The 16,546-nt window shown below is 71.6% G+C and carries 18 protein-coding genes; 5 read left to right on the top strand and 13 right to left on the bottom strand.

Features of this window, described 5'->3' with window-relative positions:
• Nucleotides 1-334: 334 nt before the first annotated feature.
• From DEJ12_RS05835 to DEJ12_RS05820, 4 genes are all read right to left on the bottom strand, one after another.
• On the bottom strand, nucleotides 335-955 hold the full coding sequence (locus tag DEJ12_RS05835; RefSeq protein ID WP_111029352.1) for a DNA-3-methyladenine glycosylase I: 621 nt from the start codon (nucleotides 953-955) through the stop codon (nucleotides 335-337).
• Between the two features lie 37 nt (nucleotides 956-992).
• Entirely contained in the window at nucleotides 993-1,409 is a 417-nt protein-coding gene (locus DEJ12_RS05830) for a VOC family protein (RefSeq protein ID WP_111029351.1), read from the bottom strand.
• Between the two features lie 390 nt (nucleotides 1,410-1,799).
• Nucleotides 1,800-2,135, bottom strand: coding sequence for a hypothetical protein (locus tag DEJ12_RS05825; RefSeq protein ID WP_111029350.1), 336 nt, complete (start codon nucleotides 2,133-2,135; stop codon nucleotides 1,800-1,802).
• Nucleotides 2,136-2,157: 22 nt separating this feature from the next.
• On the bottom strand, nucleotides 2,158-3,828 hold the full coding sequence (locus DEJ12_RS05820; RefSeq protein ID WP_071405106.1) for a sodium:solute symporter family protein: 1,671 nt from the start codon (nucleotides 3,826-3,828) through the stop codon (nucleotides 2,158-2,160).
• Nucleotides 3,829-3,971: 143 nt separating this feature from the next.
• Between DEJ12_RS05820 and aroQ the strand changes: the two genes are divergently transcribed.
• Nucleotides 3,972-4,415, top strand: coding sequence for a type II 3-dehydroquinate dehydratase (aroQ, locus tag DEJ12_RS05815; RefSeq protein ID WP_027466301.1), 444 nt, complete (start codon nucleotides 3,972-3,974; stop codon nucleotides 4,413-4,415).
• Between the two features lie 257 nt (nucleotides 4,416-4,672).
• Here aroQ and DEJ12_RS05810 read toward each other — a convergent pair whose 3' ends face one another.
• The gene (locus DEJ12_RS05810) at nucleotides 4,673-5,269 is read right to left on the bottom strand and encodes an NAD(P)H-dependent oxidoreductase (protein WP_111029511.1); all 597 of its coding nucleotides are present in this window, start codon (nucleotides 5,267-5,269) and stop codon (nucleotides 4,673-4,675) included.
• An 88-nt stretch (nucleotides 5,270-5,357) separates the two neighbouring features.
• Here DEJ12_RS05810 and DEJ12_RS05805 point away from each other — a divergent pair, with 88 nt between their 5' ends.
• Nucleotides 5,358-5,825, top strand: coding sequence for an MSMEG_6728 family protein (locus DEJ12_RS05805; protein ID WP_111029349.1), 468 nt, complete (start codon nucleotides 5,358-5,360; stop codon nucleotides 5,823-5,825).
• A gap of 3 nt (nucleotides 5,826-5,828) precedes the next feature.
• Here DEJ12_RS05805 and DEJ12_RS05800 read toward each other — a convergent pair whose 3' ends face one another.
• The 7 genes from DEJ12_RS05800 to DEJ12_RS05770 form a co-directional block, all read right to left on the bottom strand.
• Complete coding sequence (locus DEJ12_RS05800) at nucleotides 5,829-6,119, bottom strand: hypothetical protein (protein WP_111029348.1); 291 nt, start codon at nucleotides 6,117-6,119, stop codon at nucleotides 5,829-5,831.
• Nucleotides 6,120-6,337: 218 nt separating this feature from the next.
• Nucleotides 6,338-6,604: a hypothetical protein gene (locus tag DEJ12_RS05795; protein WP_146245130.1), complete on the bottom strand. Its 267-nt coding sequence runs from the start codon at nucleotides 6,602-6,604 to the stop codon at nucleotides 6,338-6,340.
• 79 nt (nucleotides 6,605-6,683) lie between these two features.
• Entirely contained in the window at nucleotides 6,684-7,823 is a 1,140-nt protein-coding gene (locus DEJ12_RS05790; protein ID WP_111029346.1) for a cysteine desulfurase family protein, read from the bottom strand.
• A 2-nt stretch (nucleotides 7,824-7,825) separates the two neighbouring features.
• Nucleotides 7,826-8,749 carry a carboxylating nicotinate-nucleotide diphosphorylase gene (gene nadC, locus DEJ12_RS05785; RefSeq protein ID WP_111029345.1) on the bottom strand — a complete coding sequence of 308 codons (924 nt, stop codon included), beginning with the start codon at nucleotides 8,747-8,749 and terminating at the stop codon, nucleotides 7,826-7,828.
• Nucleotides 8,746-10,413 carry an L-aspartate oxidase gene (gene nadB / locus DEJ12_RS05780; protein ID WP_111029344.1) on the bottom strand — a complete coding sequence of 556 codons (1,668 nt, stop codon included), beginning with the start codon at nucleotides 10,411-10,413 and terminating at the stop codon, nucleotides 8,746-8,748. The genes nadC and nadB overlap by 4 nt, the downstream gene beginning before the upstream one ends.
• A gap of 32 nt (nucleotides 10,414-10,445) precedes the next feature.
• Nucleotides 10,446-11,717, bottom strand: coding sequence for a quinolinate synthase NadA (nadA, locus tag DEJ12_RS05775; RefSeq protein WP_111029343.1), 1,272 nt, complete (start codon nucleotides 11,715-11,717; stop codon nucleotides 10,446-10,448).
• 8 nt (nucleotides 11,718-11,725) lie between these two features.
• Nucleotides 11,726-12,433 carry an NUDIX domain-containing protein gene (locus tag DEJ12_RS05770; protein ID WP_035808830.1) on the bottom strand — a complete coding sequence of 236 codons (708 nt, stop codon included), beginning with the start codon at nucleotides 12,431-12,433 and terminating at the stop codon, nucleotides 11,726-11,728.
• A gap of 144 nt (nucleotides 12,434-12,577) precedes the next feature.
• On the opposite strand from DEJ12_RS05770, the gene DEJ12_RS05765 reads away from it, so the two are divergent.
• The 3 genes from DEJ12_RS05765 to DEJ12_RS05755 all read left to right on the top strand — a co-directional run bounded on the left by DEJ12_RS05765 (nucleotide 12,578) and on the right by DEJ12_RS05755 (nucleotide 15,864).
• On the top strand, nucleotides 12,578-12,859 hold the full coding sequence (locus DEJ12_RS05765) for an acylphosphatase (RefSeq protein ID WP_071247546.1): 282 nt from the start codon (nucleotides 12,578-12,580) through the stop codon (nucleotides 12,857-12,859).
• Between the two features lie 167 nt (nucleotides 12,860-13,026).
• On the top strand, nucleotides 13,027-14,508 hold the full coding sequence (locus DEJ12_RS05760) for an MDR family MFS transporter (protein ID WP_111029342.1): 1,482 nt from the start codon (nucleotides 13,027-13,029) through the stop codon (nucleotides 14,506-14,508).
• Between the two features lie 108 nt (nucleotides 14,509-14,616).
• Nucleotides 14,617-15,864 carry a D-arabinono-1,4-lactone oxidase gene (locus tag DEJ12_RS05755; RefSeq protein ID WP_111029510.1) on the top strand — a complete coding sequence of 416 codons (1,248 nt, stop codon included), beginning with the start codon at nucleotides 14,617-14,619 and terminating at the stop codon, nucleotides 15,862-15,864.
• Between the two features lie 24 nt (nucleotides 15,865-15,888).
• Here the strand turns inward: DEJ12_RS05755 and DEJ12_RS05750 are convergent, their stop codons facing one another.
• The gene (locus tag DEJ12_RS05750) at nucleotides 15,889-16,398 is read right to left on the bottom strand and encodes a 2'-5' RNA ligase family protein (protein ID WP_111029341.1); all 510 of its coding nucleotides are present in this window, start codon (nucleotides 16,396-16,398) and stop codon (nucleotides 15,889-15,891) included.
• Nucleotides 16,399-16,546: the final 148 nt, after the last annotated feature.

Here is a 16,546-nt window from a genome sequence, read left to right as displayed (position 1 = left end):
GTCTCGCACTCTTGCCACTAGCAGGGGTGGGCCCCACTCGGGTTCGGTACTTTTTGTAGGTGACTATGGAGTGTGCAGCGGGCAGGAGTCCGTCGCCGTGCATCAACGGCCGCCACTCTCGGTGTCCTGCGACATGTCTGCACGCAACGCCACCCCGGCGTCGGACATGGCCTGCATCGCCTCGGCAGCAGACCGGCCAACTATCTCAGCAGCGAGCGACCGCGCCATTCCGATGCCCGTCGTCACACCGACCGCTGTGACGACCGAGCGGCCAGGCGCGAGGGTTCTCGAACTCACGTGGCGACGCTCAACCTGCCCAATCAGGGCGCATCAGTCAGCTCCAGACGCCGGAGGTCCCGCGCCGGTGGCTGCCCATCAGGTGGGTGTCGACGATGCCGAGCGCTTCCATCAGGGCGTACATCGTGGTCGGACCGACGAAGGCGAAGCCGCGCTTCCGCAGCGCCTTCGACAGGGCGAGGGACTCGTCCGACTTCGTCGGGACCTCGGCGGACGACCGTGGCTCGGGGGTGGTCGTCGGCCGGAACGACCACACGAAGTCGGCGAGCCCGCCGTCCTGCCGCAGGGCGATCGTGGCGTTCGCGTTGGTGATCGTCGCGAGGATCTTCGCGCGGTTCCGGACGATCCCGGCGTCGGCCATCAGGCGTGCGACGTCGTCCTCGCCGAAGGCCGCGACGGTGTCGGCGTCGAAGTCCGCGAAGGCGGCCCGGAACGCCGGTCGTTTGGCGAGGATCGTGCGCCACGACAGACCGGACTGGAACGCCTCGAGCGAGAGCCGCTCGAACACACCGCGTTCGTCACGGACGGGCATGCCCCACTCGGTGTCGTAGTACTCGCGCAGGAGCTCGTCCGACGACGCCCAGACCGGCCGGGCGAGGCCGTCGTCGCCGGTGACGAGGTCGGGCACGGGCGGGGCGGCGACGGGCTCGGTGCTCATGCGACCATCCTGGCGGGCGCCGCCGACAGCCGATCACTCACTCGGCGGGCGGGCCGTCCTGCGTCGCCTGCTCGTCCATCCACACGTACTCCCAGCGGTGTCCGTCCGGGTCGGTGAAGCTCCGCTGGTACATGAAGCCGAGGTCCATCTCCGGGCGGTCTTCGATGCCGCCGGCAGCGACCGCGGCGTCGACGACGCGGTGGACGTCCTCCTTCGACGGGGCGCTGAGCGAGTTGATGACCTCGATCGTGTCGGCGTCGGCGATCGTCTTGTCCGTGAACTCGGCGAACTTCGCTGTCGTCAGGATCATGACGTAGATCGTGTCGGACACCACCACGCACGCCGCGGTGTCGTCGCTGAAGGCCGGGTTGATCGAGTACCCGAGTGCCTCGTAGAACGCCTTCGAGCGCTCGAGGTCCGTGACGGGCAGGTTGATGAAGACCATCGTGTCCATGGCGGTTCCTTTCGTCACGCTCAACCTGGACCCACCTGGAGCAGCGCGCAACCGTTTCGTGGGGGAACCAACCGGTACACAATATGCTGGTCGGACGCGGGCGTACGTGGACGAGTCAGAACCCGGTGGTGGACGGGACGAGCCGACGAGCCCGATCCTGGTTTGCTGACGCACGCCCCCGAAAGCGCAAATCCTCGGGCCCGCGCTGGCTGCAGGACATCCGAGGATCACTTTCGACCGAGCAGCACCCGATCGACATATCAATGCTACCCGCAACGCTCGGCCCCAGTCAAGGCGCCGGCCGCCGCGGCCGGAAACGACGAAGTCGCTGTCGTCCGACAGCGACTTCGTCGTTCCGCGTCTGGCCGGGGACGCCCGACCAAAGCAGCCTCAGGCCAGCTCGCGCCCCTCGCCCGCGGCACGCTGGTGCGACTCGGACTCGGCCTGGCCGATGATGTCCTCGGCGGGCACCGGGTTCAGGCGGTCCCAGAGGAAGAACAGGCCGCCGCCGACGAGCAGCGAGATCCCGACCCACAGGTTGATGTGGATCCCGCCGGTCTTCTCGGGGTCGGTGTTCCAGTGCACGATCCCGACGATGGTCGTGATCACGCCGTAGAGCACGAACAGGCCGCCGAGGATGCGGCGCAGGTCGAGTCGGCGGGTGGAGCGGACGAGGGCTGCCTTCTGCTCCTCGGTCATCGCGCCGGGGGTGGTGGTGTCACTCATGAGAAGTGGTCTCCTTCGCGGATCAGAGGAACGGGAGGTACAGGACGACGCACAGGACGAGCGCGACGGTGCCGAGCAGTGCGGGCGAGCGGTACCAGGCGGTGTCCGTCGCGACCGAGTCGCCGTGCAGGTCGATCTTGCCCACGCCGTAGACGAGTCCCCCGAGCTCCTTCTCGTCCTTCGGCTTGGTGAGCATCGAGACGACGAAGCCGACGACCAGCACGGTGACGAACGAGATGATCGCGCCGTACAGGGTCTCCGCGGTCGCGGTGGCGAACAGGTCCGGGTTCACCAGGTAGGCGATCCAGGTGATCGTCGGGGTGACGATGCCGAGGACGTAGCCCCAGAGCGCACCCTGCGTCGTCATGCGCTTCCACAGCAGGCCGAGGATGAACACGGCGAACAGCGGTGCGTTGAAGAACGAGAACAGCGTCTGCATGTACGTCATGATGTTCGACGCCTGGGCCGCGATGAACGCGGTCGCGATGCCGACCACGACGCCGACGACGGTGACCCAGCGGCCGGTCTTCAGGTAGTGCAGGTCGGGCATGTTCGGGCGGATGTAACGCTGCCAGATGTCGTAGGTGAAGACGGTGTTGAACGACGAGACGTTCGCCGCCATGCCGGCCATGAAGGACGCCAGCAGGCCGGTCACCGCGATGCCGAGCACACCGGTCGGCAGGTACATCTGGATGAGCTTCGGGATCGCGTCGTTGTAGGTCAGCGTGCCGTCGGCGAACTGGTTGCCCACGACGGCCGCGGCGATGAGGCCCGGGATCACGACGATGGCCGGGATGAAGAGCTTCGGGATCGCGGCGATGAGCGGGGTGCGGCGGGCCGCGGACATGTTCTTCGCCGAGAACGCGCGCTGCACCTCGGTGAAGTTCGTGGTCCAGTAGCCGAAGCCGAGCACGAAGCCCAGGCCGAGCACGATGGCGAGCCAGTTGGCGCCGATCGGGTTGGTGACGTCACCGAAGCCGGTGCCGGCCCAGGCCTGCAGGTGCTGCACGCCCTGGGTCTCGGTGATGGCCTTCGACAGGCCGTCCCAGCCGCCGACGCGGTGCAGACCGACGATCGTCAGCGGGATGAGCCCGGCGATGATCACGAAGAACTGCATGACCTCGTTGTAGATCGCGCTCGAGAGCCCGCCGAGGGTGATGTAGACGAGCACGAAGCCGGCGGAGACGATGATCGCCAGCCACTCCGGCCAGCCGAGCATGGCCTCGATGACGATGGCCATCGCGTACAGGTTGATGCCCGCGATGAGCACGTTCGACACCGCGAACGCGATCGCGTTCACCAGGTGCGGCGCCTTGCCGAAGCGGCGCAGCATGAACTCCGGCACGGAGCGGACCTTCGAGCCGTAGTAGAACGGCATCATCACGAGGCCGAGGAACACCATCGCGGGCACGGCGCCGACGAGGTAGTAGTGCAGGGTGGCCATGCCGATCTGGGCACCGTTGGCCGCCATGCCGAGGATCTCGGTGGCGCCGAGGTTCGCGGACACGAACGCCAGGCCCGTGATCCACGCCGGCATCGAGCGGCCGGACAGGAAGAAGTCCATGCTCGTCCGGACCTGCTTGCGGGCGGTGAACCCGATCCCGATGACGACCGCGAAGTACACGATGATCATCAGGTAGTCGACCCAGCCCAAGTCGAGCCGGATCCCTTCGTTCGCTGCAGCGAGAACCATTCACATCTCCACGTCAGTGTGTTGCAGTCGACAACTCTGCCGACCCGGACGGAGACGTTACACCGATTTGTGACCGTTCACATAGCCAGCGCATGCATCGTCCGAGCCGCGCAGCGCTCCCCCCGGTTCGCTACGCTCGGCCCATGACCGACGCGTCGCGCATCCTCGTCCTCAACGGCCCGAACCTCGACATCCTCGGGCGCCGCGACCCGGAGCAGTACGGCACCGTGACGCTCGCCGAGATCGAGGCGATCGTGCACACCGAGGCGGCCGTGCACGGGCTCGAGGCCGACTTCCGCCAGACGAACCGCGAGGGCGAGCTGGTCGAGTGGCTGCACGAGGCCCTCGACGACTTCGCCGCGGTCGTCATCAACCCCGCCGCCTACGCGCACACCTCGGTCGCGCTGCACGACGCGGTGGAGGCCCTGTGGGTCCCCGTCGTCGAGGTGCACCTGTCGAACACGTGGAAGCGCGAGCCGTTCCGCCACGTCGACCACGTCGCCACCGCCGCGACGGCGGTCATCGCCGGCGCGGGCGCCGACGGCTACCGCCTGGCGGTCGCACACGTCGCGTCCCTGCTCGGCTGAGCCAACGACGGACTGGGCCCACGCCGCCGGTACCGGGCGGACGCGCCAGCGGCCGACCGGCCGTGCCGGTGGGGAGAGGCCCGTGGCGGCGTCGCCACGGGCCTCCCGTCCGCCATCTGGTCACGCTGGGTCGCGCCCGTTCCTTCCCATGGCACGCGCGATGCCAGGTGGTTCCGGGCATACCTGGTGAGAACTTTCGACCAGGGACGCCCGGAACCACCAGGGACGCCCGGAAGAGCCGGGCGCGCGCACGAGGATCAGAACTCGGCGGGGCGCCGCACGTCGGTCAGGCCGGCGGTGGCGAAGCCGCCGCGGATGAGCGGCACGGCCCGGCGCACGGCCTGGTCGATGCGGAGCTCGAGGTCGACGCTCGCGATGTCGTAGCCACCCTCGCGCTTGGTGAAGTCCCGCTCGTTGCCGAACACCCCGAGCGGCAGGGTCGTGGACTGGAAGAACCCGAACAGCGGGCGCATCTGGTGCTCGACGAGCAGGGCGTGCCGGTCGCTGCCGCCGGTGGCGGTCAGGAGCACCGGGGTGTCGACGAGGTCGTACTGCCCGACCCAGTCGAAGAAGAGCTTGAAGGCGCCGGAGTAGGCCGCCCGGAAAGCCGGGCTGCCGACGACGAGCACGTCCGCGGCCTCCACCGTCTCGAGGGCCAGGCGGGTGCGGTCGGACATCGTCTCGCGACCCGAGGCCGCTCCGAGGTCGGCGAGCAGCGGGCCGATCTCGATCGTCTCGGTCCGGGCACCGTCGATCTCCTCGGCCAACCGGGCCACCGTCGCCGCGACCAGGGTCGAGGTCCGCGAGGGGTCCGATGGGCTGCCACTGACGCCGACGACCAGTTCTCCGCTCATGCGGTCGATGCTCACACGCTGCCGGGGCGGGCGGCACGTTCGTGACGACATGTGTCGGGTGCCAGTCGGTCGGGGTAGCGTCCGCGCCATGCAGACCTTCCTGCCGTACGCCGACTTCCGGGCATCCGCCGAGGTCCTCGACGACCGGCGGCTCGGCAAGCAGCGCGTCGAGACCCTGCAGGTGATGCGCGCACTGACGCTCCCCGACTACGGCTGGCAGCACCACCCGGTGACGGCGATGTGGCGTGGCTACCGTCCGGCGCTGATGGCGTACCAGGAGGCCACGTGCCGCGTCTGGGCCGAGCGCGGGTACGCCGACACGTGTCTCGAGAAGACCCTGCTCGACCTGGGCCGTGTGCCGGAGGACCTGGCGGCGTACGAGCGCGGCGACGTGCCGGTCCCGCCGTGGAACGACGACGAGGCCCTGCACGTCTCGCACCGCTCGAAGCTCGTGCAGAAGGCGCCGGAGCACTACCGGGAGCTGTTCCCGGACGTGCCGGACGACCTGGACTACGTCTGGCCGGGGACACCCGAACCGGCGACGCACACCGCCTGACCGTCAGGCGACCGGGATCCAGCGACCGCCCTCGCGCCGGGTGACGACGTCGGAGCGGATCTCGACCACGTCCCGCAGCCCGTAGACGGCGGCGTCGCGGACGGCCGCGGCGGCACGGTCGTCCTCGGCCTCGAAGCGCACGACGGCACAGGGGACACCACGGAGCAGCCGGACGTCCTCGGCCTCGACCACGGCGTGTTCGCGCACGAGGGCGGCCGCGGCGGGCAGGACGGCGTCCGGGGCGGTGCCGGGCGCGAGGGCACCGATCGCCAGGGTCGCACGGTACGAGGGCATGCGACGACGCTACCGGGGAACCGGATCCCGCCGTGGGCTGCAGGGGAACCGACGCCGCTCAGGGGTGCGGACGTCGACCCACGGCGGGATCGCGGTGTACGGCGGGACACGACGACAGGGGGAACGTCGCGCCCCGCGCCGGACGTCGATCAGGGGGTCGACATCCGGTCTGGGTCCACCGCGCGGCTCGGTTCAGGGGAACCACACGGTGGTGGACCTCAAGGGTGTTCGGTGTCCTCTCGGTACCGGTCCGCCTCGGTCGGTGCGGGCATCGACCGGTGGGCGGCGGGTGGCCGGACCATCGGGAGCAGGGCACTCCCGGCGGTCGCGAGCGCTCCGACCACGGCGATGATCCCGAGCGGGGCCGTGCCGAGGTCGTGCTGCGCTGCCAGGGCGAGCGCGACGAGGGTGGCCGGCGCCGGCAGGAGCTGCACCGCTCGGAAGCGGTCGTCCCGTCGTGTCCGGGTCATCATCGCGTTTGCCATGACGACACTCTGACGCAGATCGGTTGTCCGCAGAAGGGGGGACACGTACCCAGAGATGGAGTAGAACGTCTAGTACACCTCAGCCGAGGGCGCGGACGGTCGCCACGGCCTCGGCCACGGCCCCGACGACGACCGGGACGTCGTCGGCCGTGAGCGCCGCGTCGAACGTCAGACGGAGCGCGGTGCGCGCCACGCCCTCGGGGATCCCGAGCGCCGTGAGCACGTGGGAGGCCTCGGTGCTGCCCGCAGCACAGGCACTGCCCGACGACGACACCACGTCGCGCTGCTCGAGCTCGAGCAGGACGGTCTCGCCGTTGACGCCCGGGAAGCAGAACGACGCGTGCCCGGGCAGCCGGTGCTCCCGCGACCCGGTGACGAACGCGCCGGGGACCGCGGCGAGCACGCCGTCGAGCACCGCGTCGCGCACGGTGGTCGCGGTGCCCTGCCCCGACCGCACCGTCTCCGCCGCCAGCCCGAGGGCGGTCGCCACCGCCACGGCACCGGCCACGTCCTCGGTGCCGGACCGCCGCCCCCGTTCCTGTCCCCCGCCGTGCAGCAGCGGCTCGAGCGGGACGCCGGCGCGCACGGCGAGCACGCCGGTGCCCTTCGGGGCGCCGAGCTTGTGCCCGGACAACGACAGCGCGTCGACGCCCAGCACCCCGAGACCGATCGGCAGCCAGGGCGCGGACTGCACGGCGTCGGTGTGGAACCGCGCCCCGACCTCGTGCGCCACCGCCGCGAGCGCGGGGACGTCCTGCACGGTGCCGATCTCGTTGTCGGCGTGCGCGATCGAGACGAGCGTGGTGTCCGGGCGGAGTGCCGCGCGCAGCACCGCCGGGTCGACGCGGCCGTCCGGGCCGACGGGCAGCACGGTGACGTCGAAGTCGTGGAAGCGGGCGAGGTACGCGCAGCTCTCCAGCACGGCCTCGTGCTCGATGGCGCTCGTGACGACGTGCCGACCGCGGGGCGCGGCGAGGGCGATCCCCTTGATCGCGGTGTTCGCCCCCTCGGTGCCGCCGGTGGTGAAGACGACCTCGGCGGGCCGGCACCCGAGCACCCCGGCGACGGCGGTCCGTGCAGCGGTGAGTCCCCGCGCGGCCTCGTCTCCGACCCCGTGCGTCGACGAGGGGTTGCCGAACACCCCCGTCAGGTAGGGCCACATCGCCTCGAGCACCTCGCGGCGGACCGGGGTGGTGGCGGCGCGGTCCAGGTAGAACACGACTAGTCCCGCACGGGCACCGCGACGTGCTCCGTCGGCACCGCGACGTGCTCGGGCACCGCGACGTCGATGTCGAGCCCGAGGTCGAGCGCCCGCGCCGAGTGGGTCAGCGCCCCGACCGAGATGACGTCGACGCCGGTGGCCGCGATCGCCGCGACGGTGTCGAGCGACACGCCTCCCGAGGCCTCGACGAGCGCGCGTCCGGCGACGATGCCGACCCCGGTCACGAGTTCGTCCGGGGTGAAGTTGTCGAGCATGATCGTGTCGACCCCCGCCGCGACGACGGGTTCGATCTGGTCGATGCGGTCCACCTCGACCTCCACGTGCACGGTGTGCCCGAGCCGCTGGCGGGCCTGGGCGATCGCGTCGCCGATGCCGATCCCGCCGGCCAGGAGCACCGCCAGGTGGTTGTCCTTGGCGAGCACGGCGTCGGAGAGCGAGGTGCGGTGGTTGTTTCCGCCGCCGCACCGGACGGCGTACCGCTCGAGTGCTCGGAGGCCCGGCGTCGTCTTCCGGGTGTCGACGATCCGCGCCGAGGTGCCCGCGGCGGCCGCGACGTGCGCCGCGGTGGTCGTCGCGATGCCCGACATCCGCTGCACCAGGTTGAGGGCGACCCGCTCGGCCCGCAGCACGGCACGTGCCGACCCGGTCACGGTCGCGAGGACGTCACCCGCCGCGAAGTGCGTCCCGTCGGCGACGTGCACGACGGCGTGGATCGACTGGTCGACGGCGTGCATCACGGCGACGAACACCGCGCCGCCACTCAGCACGCCGGGCTCGCGCGCGCCGAGGGTCGCGGTCGCGGTCGCCTCGGCGGGGATGAGGGTCTCGCTGGTGACGTCGCCCCAGGGCGCGTCCTCCTCGAGCGCGGTCTCGATCACGCGACGGAGCGCGTGCGGCGGGATGGTGCCGGGGTCGGTGGTCATGCGGGTACCTCCTGCGGGACGGCTGCGGAGCCGTCGGCGCGTTCGTCCGTGTGCTCGTCGGGCTGTGCATCGGTGTGGTCGGCCACCCAGGCGTACGAGGCCGGGGCGGTGGGGTCGGTGTCGGGGTGGTCGGTGCGGGCGTGCGCCCCGCGGGACTCGGTGCGGGCCTCGGCGGCGAGCGCGACGAGTCGCGCCAGGTCGAGCAGCGCACGGTCCTCGTGCTCGCGCACGCCGCCGCCAGTCGGCGCGGTCAGCGCGTCGAGGTCGCGGCGCGCGCTGGCCAGCCCGACGGCGTCACGGAGCAGCCCGACGCGGTCCGTCATGACGGACTGGACCGCCTGCCGGACGGCACCGACGTCGTCGAGGTGGGTCGCGCCTCCAGGCAGGGTCGGACGGGAGGCGCGGATCGCGTCGGCCGCTCGGGGCACGCTGGTGACGTGGAGACCGGCGTCCCCGCGCAGGCGGAGCAGGCCGGGTCGCGGTGCGGCGACCGCGTCCGCTGCGCGGACCGCGAAGACGAGCCCCTCGAGCAGGGAGTTCGAGGCGAGCCGGTTGGCGCCGTGGACGCCGGTGCAGGCGGCTTCACCGACGGCGAGGAGTCCGGGCAGGCTGGTGCGGCCCTCGGCGTCGGTGGCGATGCCGCCCATCGAGTAGTGCGCGGCCGGTGCGACCGGGACGCCTTCGCGGGTCCAGTCGAACCCGGCGGCGCGGGTGGCCCGGCTGAGTCCGGGGAACCGCGTGACCAGGAACCCGGCGTCGAGGCCGGTGGCGTCGAGGAGCACGGGTGCGCCGCCCTGGTCGCGCACCGCGGCGGCGATCCCCCGGGCGACGACGTCACGCGGGGCGAGCTCGGCGTCCGGGTGCACGTCGGTCATGAAGCGGTTCCCGGCGGCGTCGCGGAGGACGGCGCCCTCACCGCGGACGGCTTCGGACACCAGGCCGCCACCGGGGACGGCCAGCCGTGTCGGGTGGAACTGGACGAACTCCAGGTCGGCGAGGACGGCGCCTGCGCGCCAGGCGGCGGCGACCCCGTCGCCCGTCGCGACCAGGGGGTTCGTCGTCTCGCGGTACAGGTGTCCGGCTCCCCCGGACGCGATGACGACGGCGTCGGCGTCGAGCCGGCGGGGTTCGCCGAGCAGGTCGAGGACGTCGACGCCGACGACCACGCCGCCGCGGACGACCAGGTCGGTCAGGCTCGTGCGCTCCAGGATCGTGACGTGCCGTCGGTGCAGTGCTGCGATGAGGGTGCGTTCGATCGCGGCTCCCGTCGCGTCACCGTCGGCGTGCACGACGCGCCACCGGCCGTGCGCGGCTTCTCGCCCGCGGGCGAGGTCGTCGCCGTACCGGTCGAGGGTCGCCGGGTCCGACGACCGGTCGAAGGGCACCCCGAGGGCGAGCAGGTCGCGGACGCGGGCCGGCCCGTCGGTGCACAGGACCTCGACGGCCCGGGCGTCGGCGCTGCCCGCCGCCGCGACGTGGGTGTCGGCCTGGTGCAGCGCCGCGGAGTCGTCGGCACCGAGCGCCACCGCGATGCCGCCCTGGGCGTACGCGGTGGCGCTGTCGGCGAGCGCCCCCTTCGTCACCAGGGTGACGTCGTGCAGGGCACTGGCGCGGATCGCTGCGGTCAGGCCGGCGATGCCGGAGCCGACGATGACGACGTGCACGGTGGTCTCCCTCGTTCGGTCGGGTCCGCGTCTCAGCCGCGCGGCTTGGCGGCGAGCATGCGCTCGAGCGCGACCTTGGCGTCGGCCTGCACGTCGGCGGGGACGACGATCTCGTTGAGGACCTCGCCGCGGACGAGTGCCTCGAGCACCCAGGCGAGGTAGCCCGGGTGGATCCGGTACATCGTCGAGCAGGGGCAGACGACCGGGTCGAGGCAGAAGATCGTGTGCTGCGGGTACTCGGCGGCGAGCCGGTTCACCATGTTGATCTCGGTGCCGATCGCGAACGTCGTCGGCTCGGTGGCCGCGGCGACGGTCTTCCGGATCAGGTCGGTGCTGCCGGCGTGGTCGGCGGCGTCGACGACGGCCATCGGGCACTCCGGGTGCACGATGACCTGCACGCCCGGGTGCTCGCGGCGGGCCTGGTCGATCTGGTCGACGGTGAAGCGGCGGTGCACCGAGCAGAAGCCGTGCCAGAGGATGACCTTCGCCGCTTCGAGGTCGCTCGTCTCGTTGCCGCCGAGGGGCTTCCGGGGGTTCCACATCGGCATCAGGTCGGTGCTGATGCCCATCGCCTTCGCGGTGTTGCGGCCGAGGTGCTGGTCGGGGAAGAACAGGACGCGCTGCCCACGCTCGAAGGCCCACTCGAGCACGGTCGCGGCGTTCGACGAGGTGCAGACGATGCCGCCGTTGCGACCGCAGAAGGCCTTGAGGTCGGCGGCGGAGTTCATGTAGGTGACCGGGATCACGGGCACGCGGCCGTCGGCGTCGGGCTCGGTGCCGTACACCGCCGTCAGCTCCGCCCACGCCGCCTCGACGCTGTCGATGTCGGCCATGTCGGCCATCGAGCAGCCGGCGGCCAGGTTCGGCAGGATCACGCGCTGGTCGTCGCGCGCCAGGATGTCGGCGGTCTCGGCCATGAAGTGCACGCCGCAGAACACGATCGCCTCGGCGTCGGGTTTCGTCAGGGCGGCGTTCGCGAGCTGGAACGAGTCGCCGAGGAAGTCCGCGTGCCGGACGACCTCGTCGCGCTGGTAGAAGTGCCCGAGGACGACGACCCGGTCGCCGAGGGTGGCCTTCGCCCGCTCGATGCGCTCGTGGAGCTCGTCGGTCGGGGCCGTCTTGTACTCGTCGGGCAGGACACCCTGGCGCGGGGCACTCGTCGGGATGACGTCGGACATCGACGACCCAGGGCCGTACCCGGGGCGGGAGTCGAAGTCCCACGTCGGCATCGCGAGGTCGGGCGTGCAGGTGCTGCCGCCGGCCTTGCCGTTGGAGATGAGTTCGATCGTCGTGGCGATGGACACGGGGCTTCCTATCGGTTCCGCTGCTGGTGCTGATCGGCCCCGGTCTGCAGCGGGCCGTTGTCCGCGTAGGCCAGGTCGGGGTTCGAGCGGTACAGGCGGGCCGGACGGTGCCGGCCCCCGCTCGTGGTCTCGTCGGTCGGCAGGACCGCGTCGGTCTTCTCGACCTGCCGACGGAAGTTCGCGGGGTCGAGTGCACGGCCGAGCACCGCCTCGTACACGCCGCGGAGTTCGGCGAGGGTGAAGCGGTCGCCGAGGAACGCCTGCGCGATCCGCGAGTACGACATCTTGTTGCGCAGCCGCCACAGGGCGTACTCGACGATGCGGTCGTGGTCGAAGGCGAGCGGCGGGTGCTCGTCGGCCAGGAACCACCGGACGTTCCAGTCGTCGGGCACGACGTTCGCCTCGTCCGGGTGCACGAGTGCCCAGTACACGATCGACACCACGCGGCTCGGGGAGCGTCCGACGTCACCGAACGCGTAGAGCTGCTCGAGGTACCGCGGCTGGACGTTCGTCGTCTCACGCAGTCGGGCGGCCGCGGAGTCCTCGAGGCCCTCGTCGTCGCCGACCCAGCCGCCGGGGAGCGCCCAGGAACCCTCGAACGGTTCGGCGACGCGACGGACGAGCGGCATCCACAGCGCCGGGGCCCCGGTGTCGGGGTGCGGGCGCAGTGCGACGATCACGGTGGAGACCGCGACGCGGATGCCTGCTTCGTCCATGGTGGAGATAGTGTCAATCTGACTCGAAGTGTTCGGGTTGGGATGACACTATCACTGCCGACGCGGCGCGCTCGTCACGAGCCGGAAACAGATCGTCACGGGGCCGAAAACTCCCGGAGGGCCGTCGCGGTTAGCGTGGAGGACATGACGACGGTGACGAGGGTGCATGCCGTGGTGTCGGGGACGGTCCAGGGGGTCGGCTTCCGGTACTGGACCGCTCGGAAGGCGGACGGGCTCGACCTCGTCGGCTACGCGAGGAACCTCTGGGACGGCACGGTGGAGGTCGAGGCGGAGGGGCCCTCGGTCGCCGTCGACTCGTTGGTCGAGTGCCTGCGCACCGGGCCACCGTCGGCGACCGTGACCGACGTCAGCCTGCGGTCGGTGGTACCGCACGGCGACGCCGACGGGTTCGCGATCCTGCACTGAGCCGACGTGCGTGGGAGCTGCGCCGGCGACCGGCGTGCTCGGCACCGATCGTTCACCTGCGGATGTCGGAGCGAAGCGGAATAATCGCATCCACTCAGGGAGTTGGCCTGTCTGCGCGTCCTGCGCCACACCCGTTCCACCCGTCGTGACCCACCAGGAGCACCCGCATGACCCAGGCCGTCGATTCCGCCCCCCGCACGGGAAGCGTCTCGCAGCCGTCCGCTGCCGAGACCCGACTCGTGATCGGGCTGCTGCTCGTCTCCGCGTTCGTCGTCATCCTCAACGAGACCATCATGGGCGTGGCCCTGCCCCGGCTCATGGACGACCTGGACATCAGCGCCGCGACCGGCCAGTGGCTGACCACCGGCTTCCTGCTCACCATGGCGGTCGTCATCCCGATCACCGGGTTCCTGCTGCAGCGCTTCAACACCCGACCGGTGTTCGTCTGGGCGATGGGCCTGTTCTCGGTCGGCACGCTGATCGCCCTGCTCGCGCCGGGCTTCACCGTCCTGCTCGTCGGCCGCATCGTGCAGGCCAGCGGCACCGCGATCATGATGCCGCTGCTGATGACGACGGTCCTGACCCTGGTCGACCCCGCGCACCGTGGCCGCATCATGGGCAACATCTCGATCGTCATCTCGGTTGCTCCGGCCATCGGCCCGACGATCTCCGGCCTGATCCTCAACGCGTTCTCGTGGCGCTGGCTGTTCGGCTTCGTGCTGCCCATCGCGATCGCGGCGCTCATCCTCGGCATGGTCAAGGTGCAGAACGTCTCGACGCCGCGCAAGGCACCGATCGACGTCGTCTCGGTCATCCTCTCCGCCTTCGCGTTCGGCGGCATCGTCTACGGCCTGTCCAGCATCGGTGAAGCCGGCACGACCGGTCCGCTCGTCCCGGTGACCGCCCTGGTCGTCGGCGCCGTGGCCCTCGCGGTGTTCATCGTCCGGCAGACGCGCCTGCAGCGCACCGACAGCGCCCTGCTCGACCTGCGCACCTTCCGCACCCGTGGCTTCACGGTGCCGATCGTCGCGATGGGCCTGAGCTTCATGGCGATGTTCGGCACGCTCATCCTGCTGCCGATCTACCTGGAGCGCGTCCTCGGCCTCGATGTCCTGCAGGTCGGCCTGCTGCTGCTCCCCGGTGGCTTGCTGATGGGCCTGCTCTCCCCCATCGTCGGTCGCATCTACGACCGCCGCGGCCCGCGCGTGCTGCTCATCCCCGGAGCGATCATCGTCAGCGCCGTGCTCTGGGCGCTCTCCACCGTGGGTGTCGACACCAGCGTGTGGTTCGTCCTCGGTGCGCACGTGGTGCTGAGCATCGGCCTGGCCCTGACCTTCACGCCGCTGTTCACCGCGGCGCTCGGTGGGTTGCCCCCGAAGCTGTACTCGCACGGCAGCGCGGTGCTCGGCACGGCGCAGCAGCTCGCCGGTGCGGCGGGCACGGCCCTCTTCGTCACGCTGCTGACGATCGGTGCGGCCACCGCCGTCGAGGGCTCCGGTGCCCGTGGGGTCCAGGTGGCCACCGCGTCGGGCGTCGGCACCGCCTTCATGGTCGGCGCGATCATCTCGCTGTTCGGCATCCTCGCTTCGGTGTTCGTCCGCCGGCCCGAGGTGCCCGAGGGCGCGCCGACGCCCCCGCCCGTGCACTGACCGACGAGCCTCGCGCACCGACCGACGAGCCGGGCCGGACGCCGGACCCGTGACGGGACCGGCGCCCGGCCCGCGCCCGTCTCCGGACCGCGTGGCAGGGTGGGCGCCATGCGGTCGACGACGAGCGAGCTCAACTGGTCCGGCACGGTCACGTACACGGCCGAACGGGTCGTCCGCCCGTCGTCGATCGACGAGGCCGCCCAGGTCGTGGCCGACGCCGATCGGGTGCACGGCCTCGGCACCCGGCACTCGTTCAACGACGTCGCCGACACCGCCGGCACCCTGCTCGACCTGACCGGGATCCCCACCGACCTGGTCGTCGACGCCGAGCACAGCACCGTGACGCTCGGGGCCGGCACCCGGTACGGCGACGTCGCGGCCGACGTGGACCGTGCCGGGTTCGCGCTGCACAACACGGGGTCCCTGCCGCACATCTCGGTCGGGGGTGCGGTCGCGACGGGCACCCACGGTTCCGGCACGGCACTGGGCTCGCTCGCCACCGCGGTGCGCGCGTTCGAGGTGCTCGGTCCGGACGGCTCCGCCCGGACGATCGACCGGACGGACACCGCGTTCGACGGCGCTGTGCTGCACCTCGGACTGCTCGGCATCGTGACCCGGGTGACCCTCGACGTCGAACCGTCCTACCGGATGCGTCAGGACGTCTACGGCGCGATCCCCTGGGACACCTTCACGGCGAACGTCGCTGACGTGCACGCCGCCGCGTACTCGGTGTGCGCCTACACCGTGTTCGGCGATGCGATCACCGAGGTCCTGGTGAAGTCGCGCGTCCCCGAGGGCGCCGAGGACGTGCCGGTCCCGGAGACCCTGGCCGGCGCACGGCGCCTGCCCGGCACCCCCGGCGACGACCACCGGACCGCGCGCGACGGCTCGGTCGGCCCGTGGTGGGACCGCCTGCCGCACTTCCCGATCGGGTCCGTCCCGAGCCACGGGTCCGAGGTGCAGAGCGAGCACTTCGTCCCGCTCCGGCACGCGGCGGCCGCCCTCGACGCGCTCCGGGGGCTCGCCGACCGGATCCAGCCGCACCTGCACGTCTGCGAACTCCGGACGATGGCCGCGGATGACCTCTGGCTCAGCCCGACCCAGGGCGAGGACGTCCTCTGCATCGCGTTCACCTGGAAGAAGCACCCGACCGAGGTCGCCGCGCTCCTGCCCGACCTGGAGTCCCGGCTCGCGGCCTTCGACGGCCGACCGCACTGGGGCAAGATGAGCTCGCTCGACCACGCGGCGATCGCCGGGCTGTACCCGCGGCTGGCGGACTTCCGCGACCTCGTCGCCCGGGCCGACCCGGAGCGGACGTTCGCATCCGCGTTCGGCGAGCGGGTGCTCGGGACCTGACCCGGGCCTCCAGGCCGTGCCCCGCTAGTCGGTCGTGAACGCGAGCGGCGTGATCGTCCGCGTCTCGCCGTCCCAGTGCCGCACGCCGCCGACGTCGAGCGTCTCCGGCAGCGGCACGGCGCGCAGCGCAGCGACGGCGCGCGGCAGGTCCTCGTCGCGCACCCGACGAGCCAGCGTGACGTGCGGCGACCAGTGCCCGGGCACCGACGTCTCGACGCCGCCGGGGGCGACCGCGTGCACCTCTCCGTGGAAGGTCGTGAGCGCCGCGTCGAGGACCACGGCGCGCACGAGCACCGACCGACCGGCACCCGCGGGGAAGAGCAGCAGCCCGCCGAGCCGGATCGCGGTCGGGACCGACGTGCGGAACCCCGCCGGCACGGGCAGCGAGTCGCCGGCGGCCAGGGTGACGTGCGGGGCGTTCGACGGCGACGGGTGCCGACCGAGGCTCGGCAGGTCGGCGTCCATCAGGGCCTGCCAGGCGGACCGCACGGCGGCGTCCGACTCCGGGCCGAGGACGAGTTCGATGCTGCGCACGATCCGAGTCAACCAAGTCGTGTCGGGACGCGTGCTCCGACGCAGGCGGCACGGATCGAGTGCTGCGTAACACGACGGAACGGAACTCGCTCCGGGGGTGGACCGCACGTCACACTCGTCTCCACGCCGCGGACCACCGCGGCTCCCC

Source organism: Curtobacterium sp. MCLR17_059 (genome assembly GCF_003234665.1).
In the GTDB taxonomy this organism is placed as follows: Bacteria; Actinomycetota; Actinomycetes; order Actinomycetales; family Microbacteriaceae; genus Curtobacterium; species Curtobacterium flaccumfaciens.
Note: the sequence above shows the minus strand (reverse complement) of the source record. Positions and strands in the feature narration are given on the sequence as shown.

Bases quoted from the DNA above. Each gene is read 5' to 3' on its own strand.
- DEJ12_RS05835 (WP_111029352.1), bottom strand. From the start codon at position 955: ATGAGCACCGAGCCCGTCGCCGCCCCGCCCGTGCCCGACCTCGTCACC.
- DEJ12_RS05830 (WP_111029351.1), bottom strand. From the start codon at position 1,409: ATGGACACGATGGTCTTCATCAACCTGCCCGTCACGGACCTCGAGCGC.
- DEJ12_RS05825 (WP_111029350.1), bottom strand. From the start codon at position 2,135: ATGAGTGACACCACCACCCCCGGCGCGATGACCGAGGAGCAGAAGGCA.
- DEJ12_RS05820 (WP_071405106.1), bottom strand. From the start codon at position 3,828: ATGGTTCTCGCTGCAGCGAACGAAGGGATCCGGCTCGACTTGGGCTGG.
- aroQ (WP_027466301.1), top strand. From the start codon at position 3,972: ATGACCGACGCGTCGCGCATCCTCGTCCTCAACGGCCCGAACCTCGAC.
- DEJ12_RS05810 (WP_111029511.1), bottom strand. From the start codon at position 5,269: ATGAGCGGAGAACTGGTCGTCGGCGTCAGTGGCAGCCCATCGGACCCC.
- DEJ12_RS05805 (WP_111029349.1), top strand. From the start codon at position 5,358: ATGCAGACCTTCCTGCCGTACGCCGACTTCCGGGCATCCGCCGAGGTC.
- DEJ12_RS05800 (WP_111029348.1), bottom strand. From the start codon at position 6,119: ATGCCCTCGTACCGTGCGACCCTGGCGATCGGTGCCCTCGCGCCCGGC.
- DEJ12_RS05795 (WP_146245130.1), bottom strand. From the start codon at position 6,604: ATGGCAAACGCGATGATGACCCGGACACGACGGGACGACCGCTTCCGA.
- nadC (WP_111029345.1), bottom strand. From the start codon at position 8,749: ATGACCACCGACCCCGGCACCATCCCGCCGCACGCGCTCCGTCGCGTG.
- DEJ12_RS05770 (WP_035808830.1), bottom strand. From the start codon at position 12,433: ATGGACGAAGCAGGCATCCGCGTCGCGGTCTCCACCGTGATCGTCGCA.
- DEJ12_RS05765 (WP_071247546.1), top strand. From the start codon at position 12,578: ATGACGACGGTGACGAGGGTGCATGCCGTGGTGTCGGGGACGGTCCAG.
- DEJ12_RS05760 (WP_111029342.1), top strand. From the start codon at position 13,027: ATGACCCAGGCCGTCGATTCCGCCCCCCGCACGGGAAGCGTCTCGCAG.
- DEJ12_RS05755 (WP_111029510.1), top strand. From the start codon at position 14,617: ATGCGGTCGACGACGAGCGAGCTCAACTGGTCCGGCACGGTCACGTAC.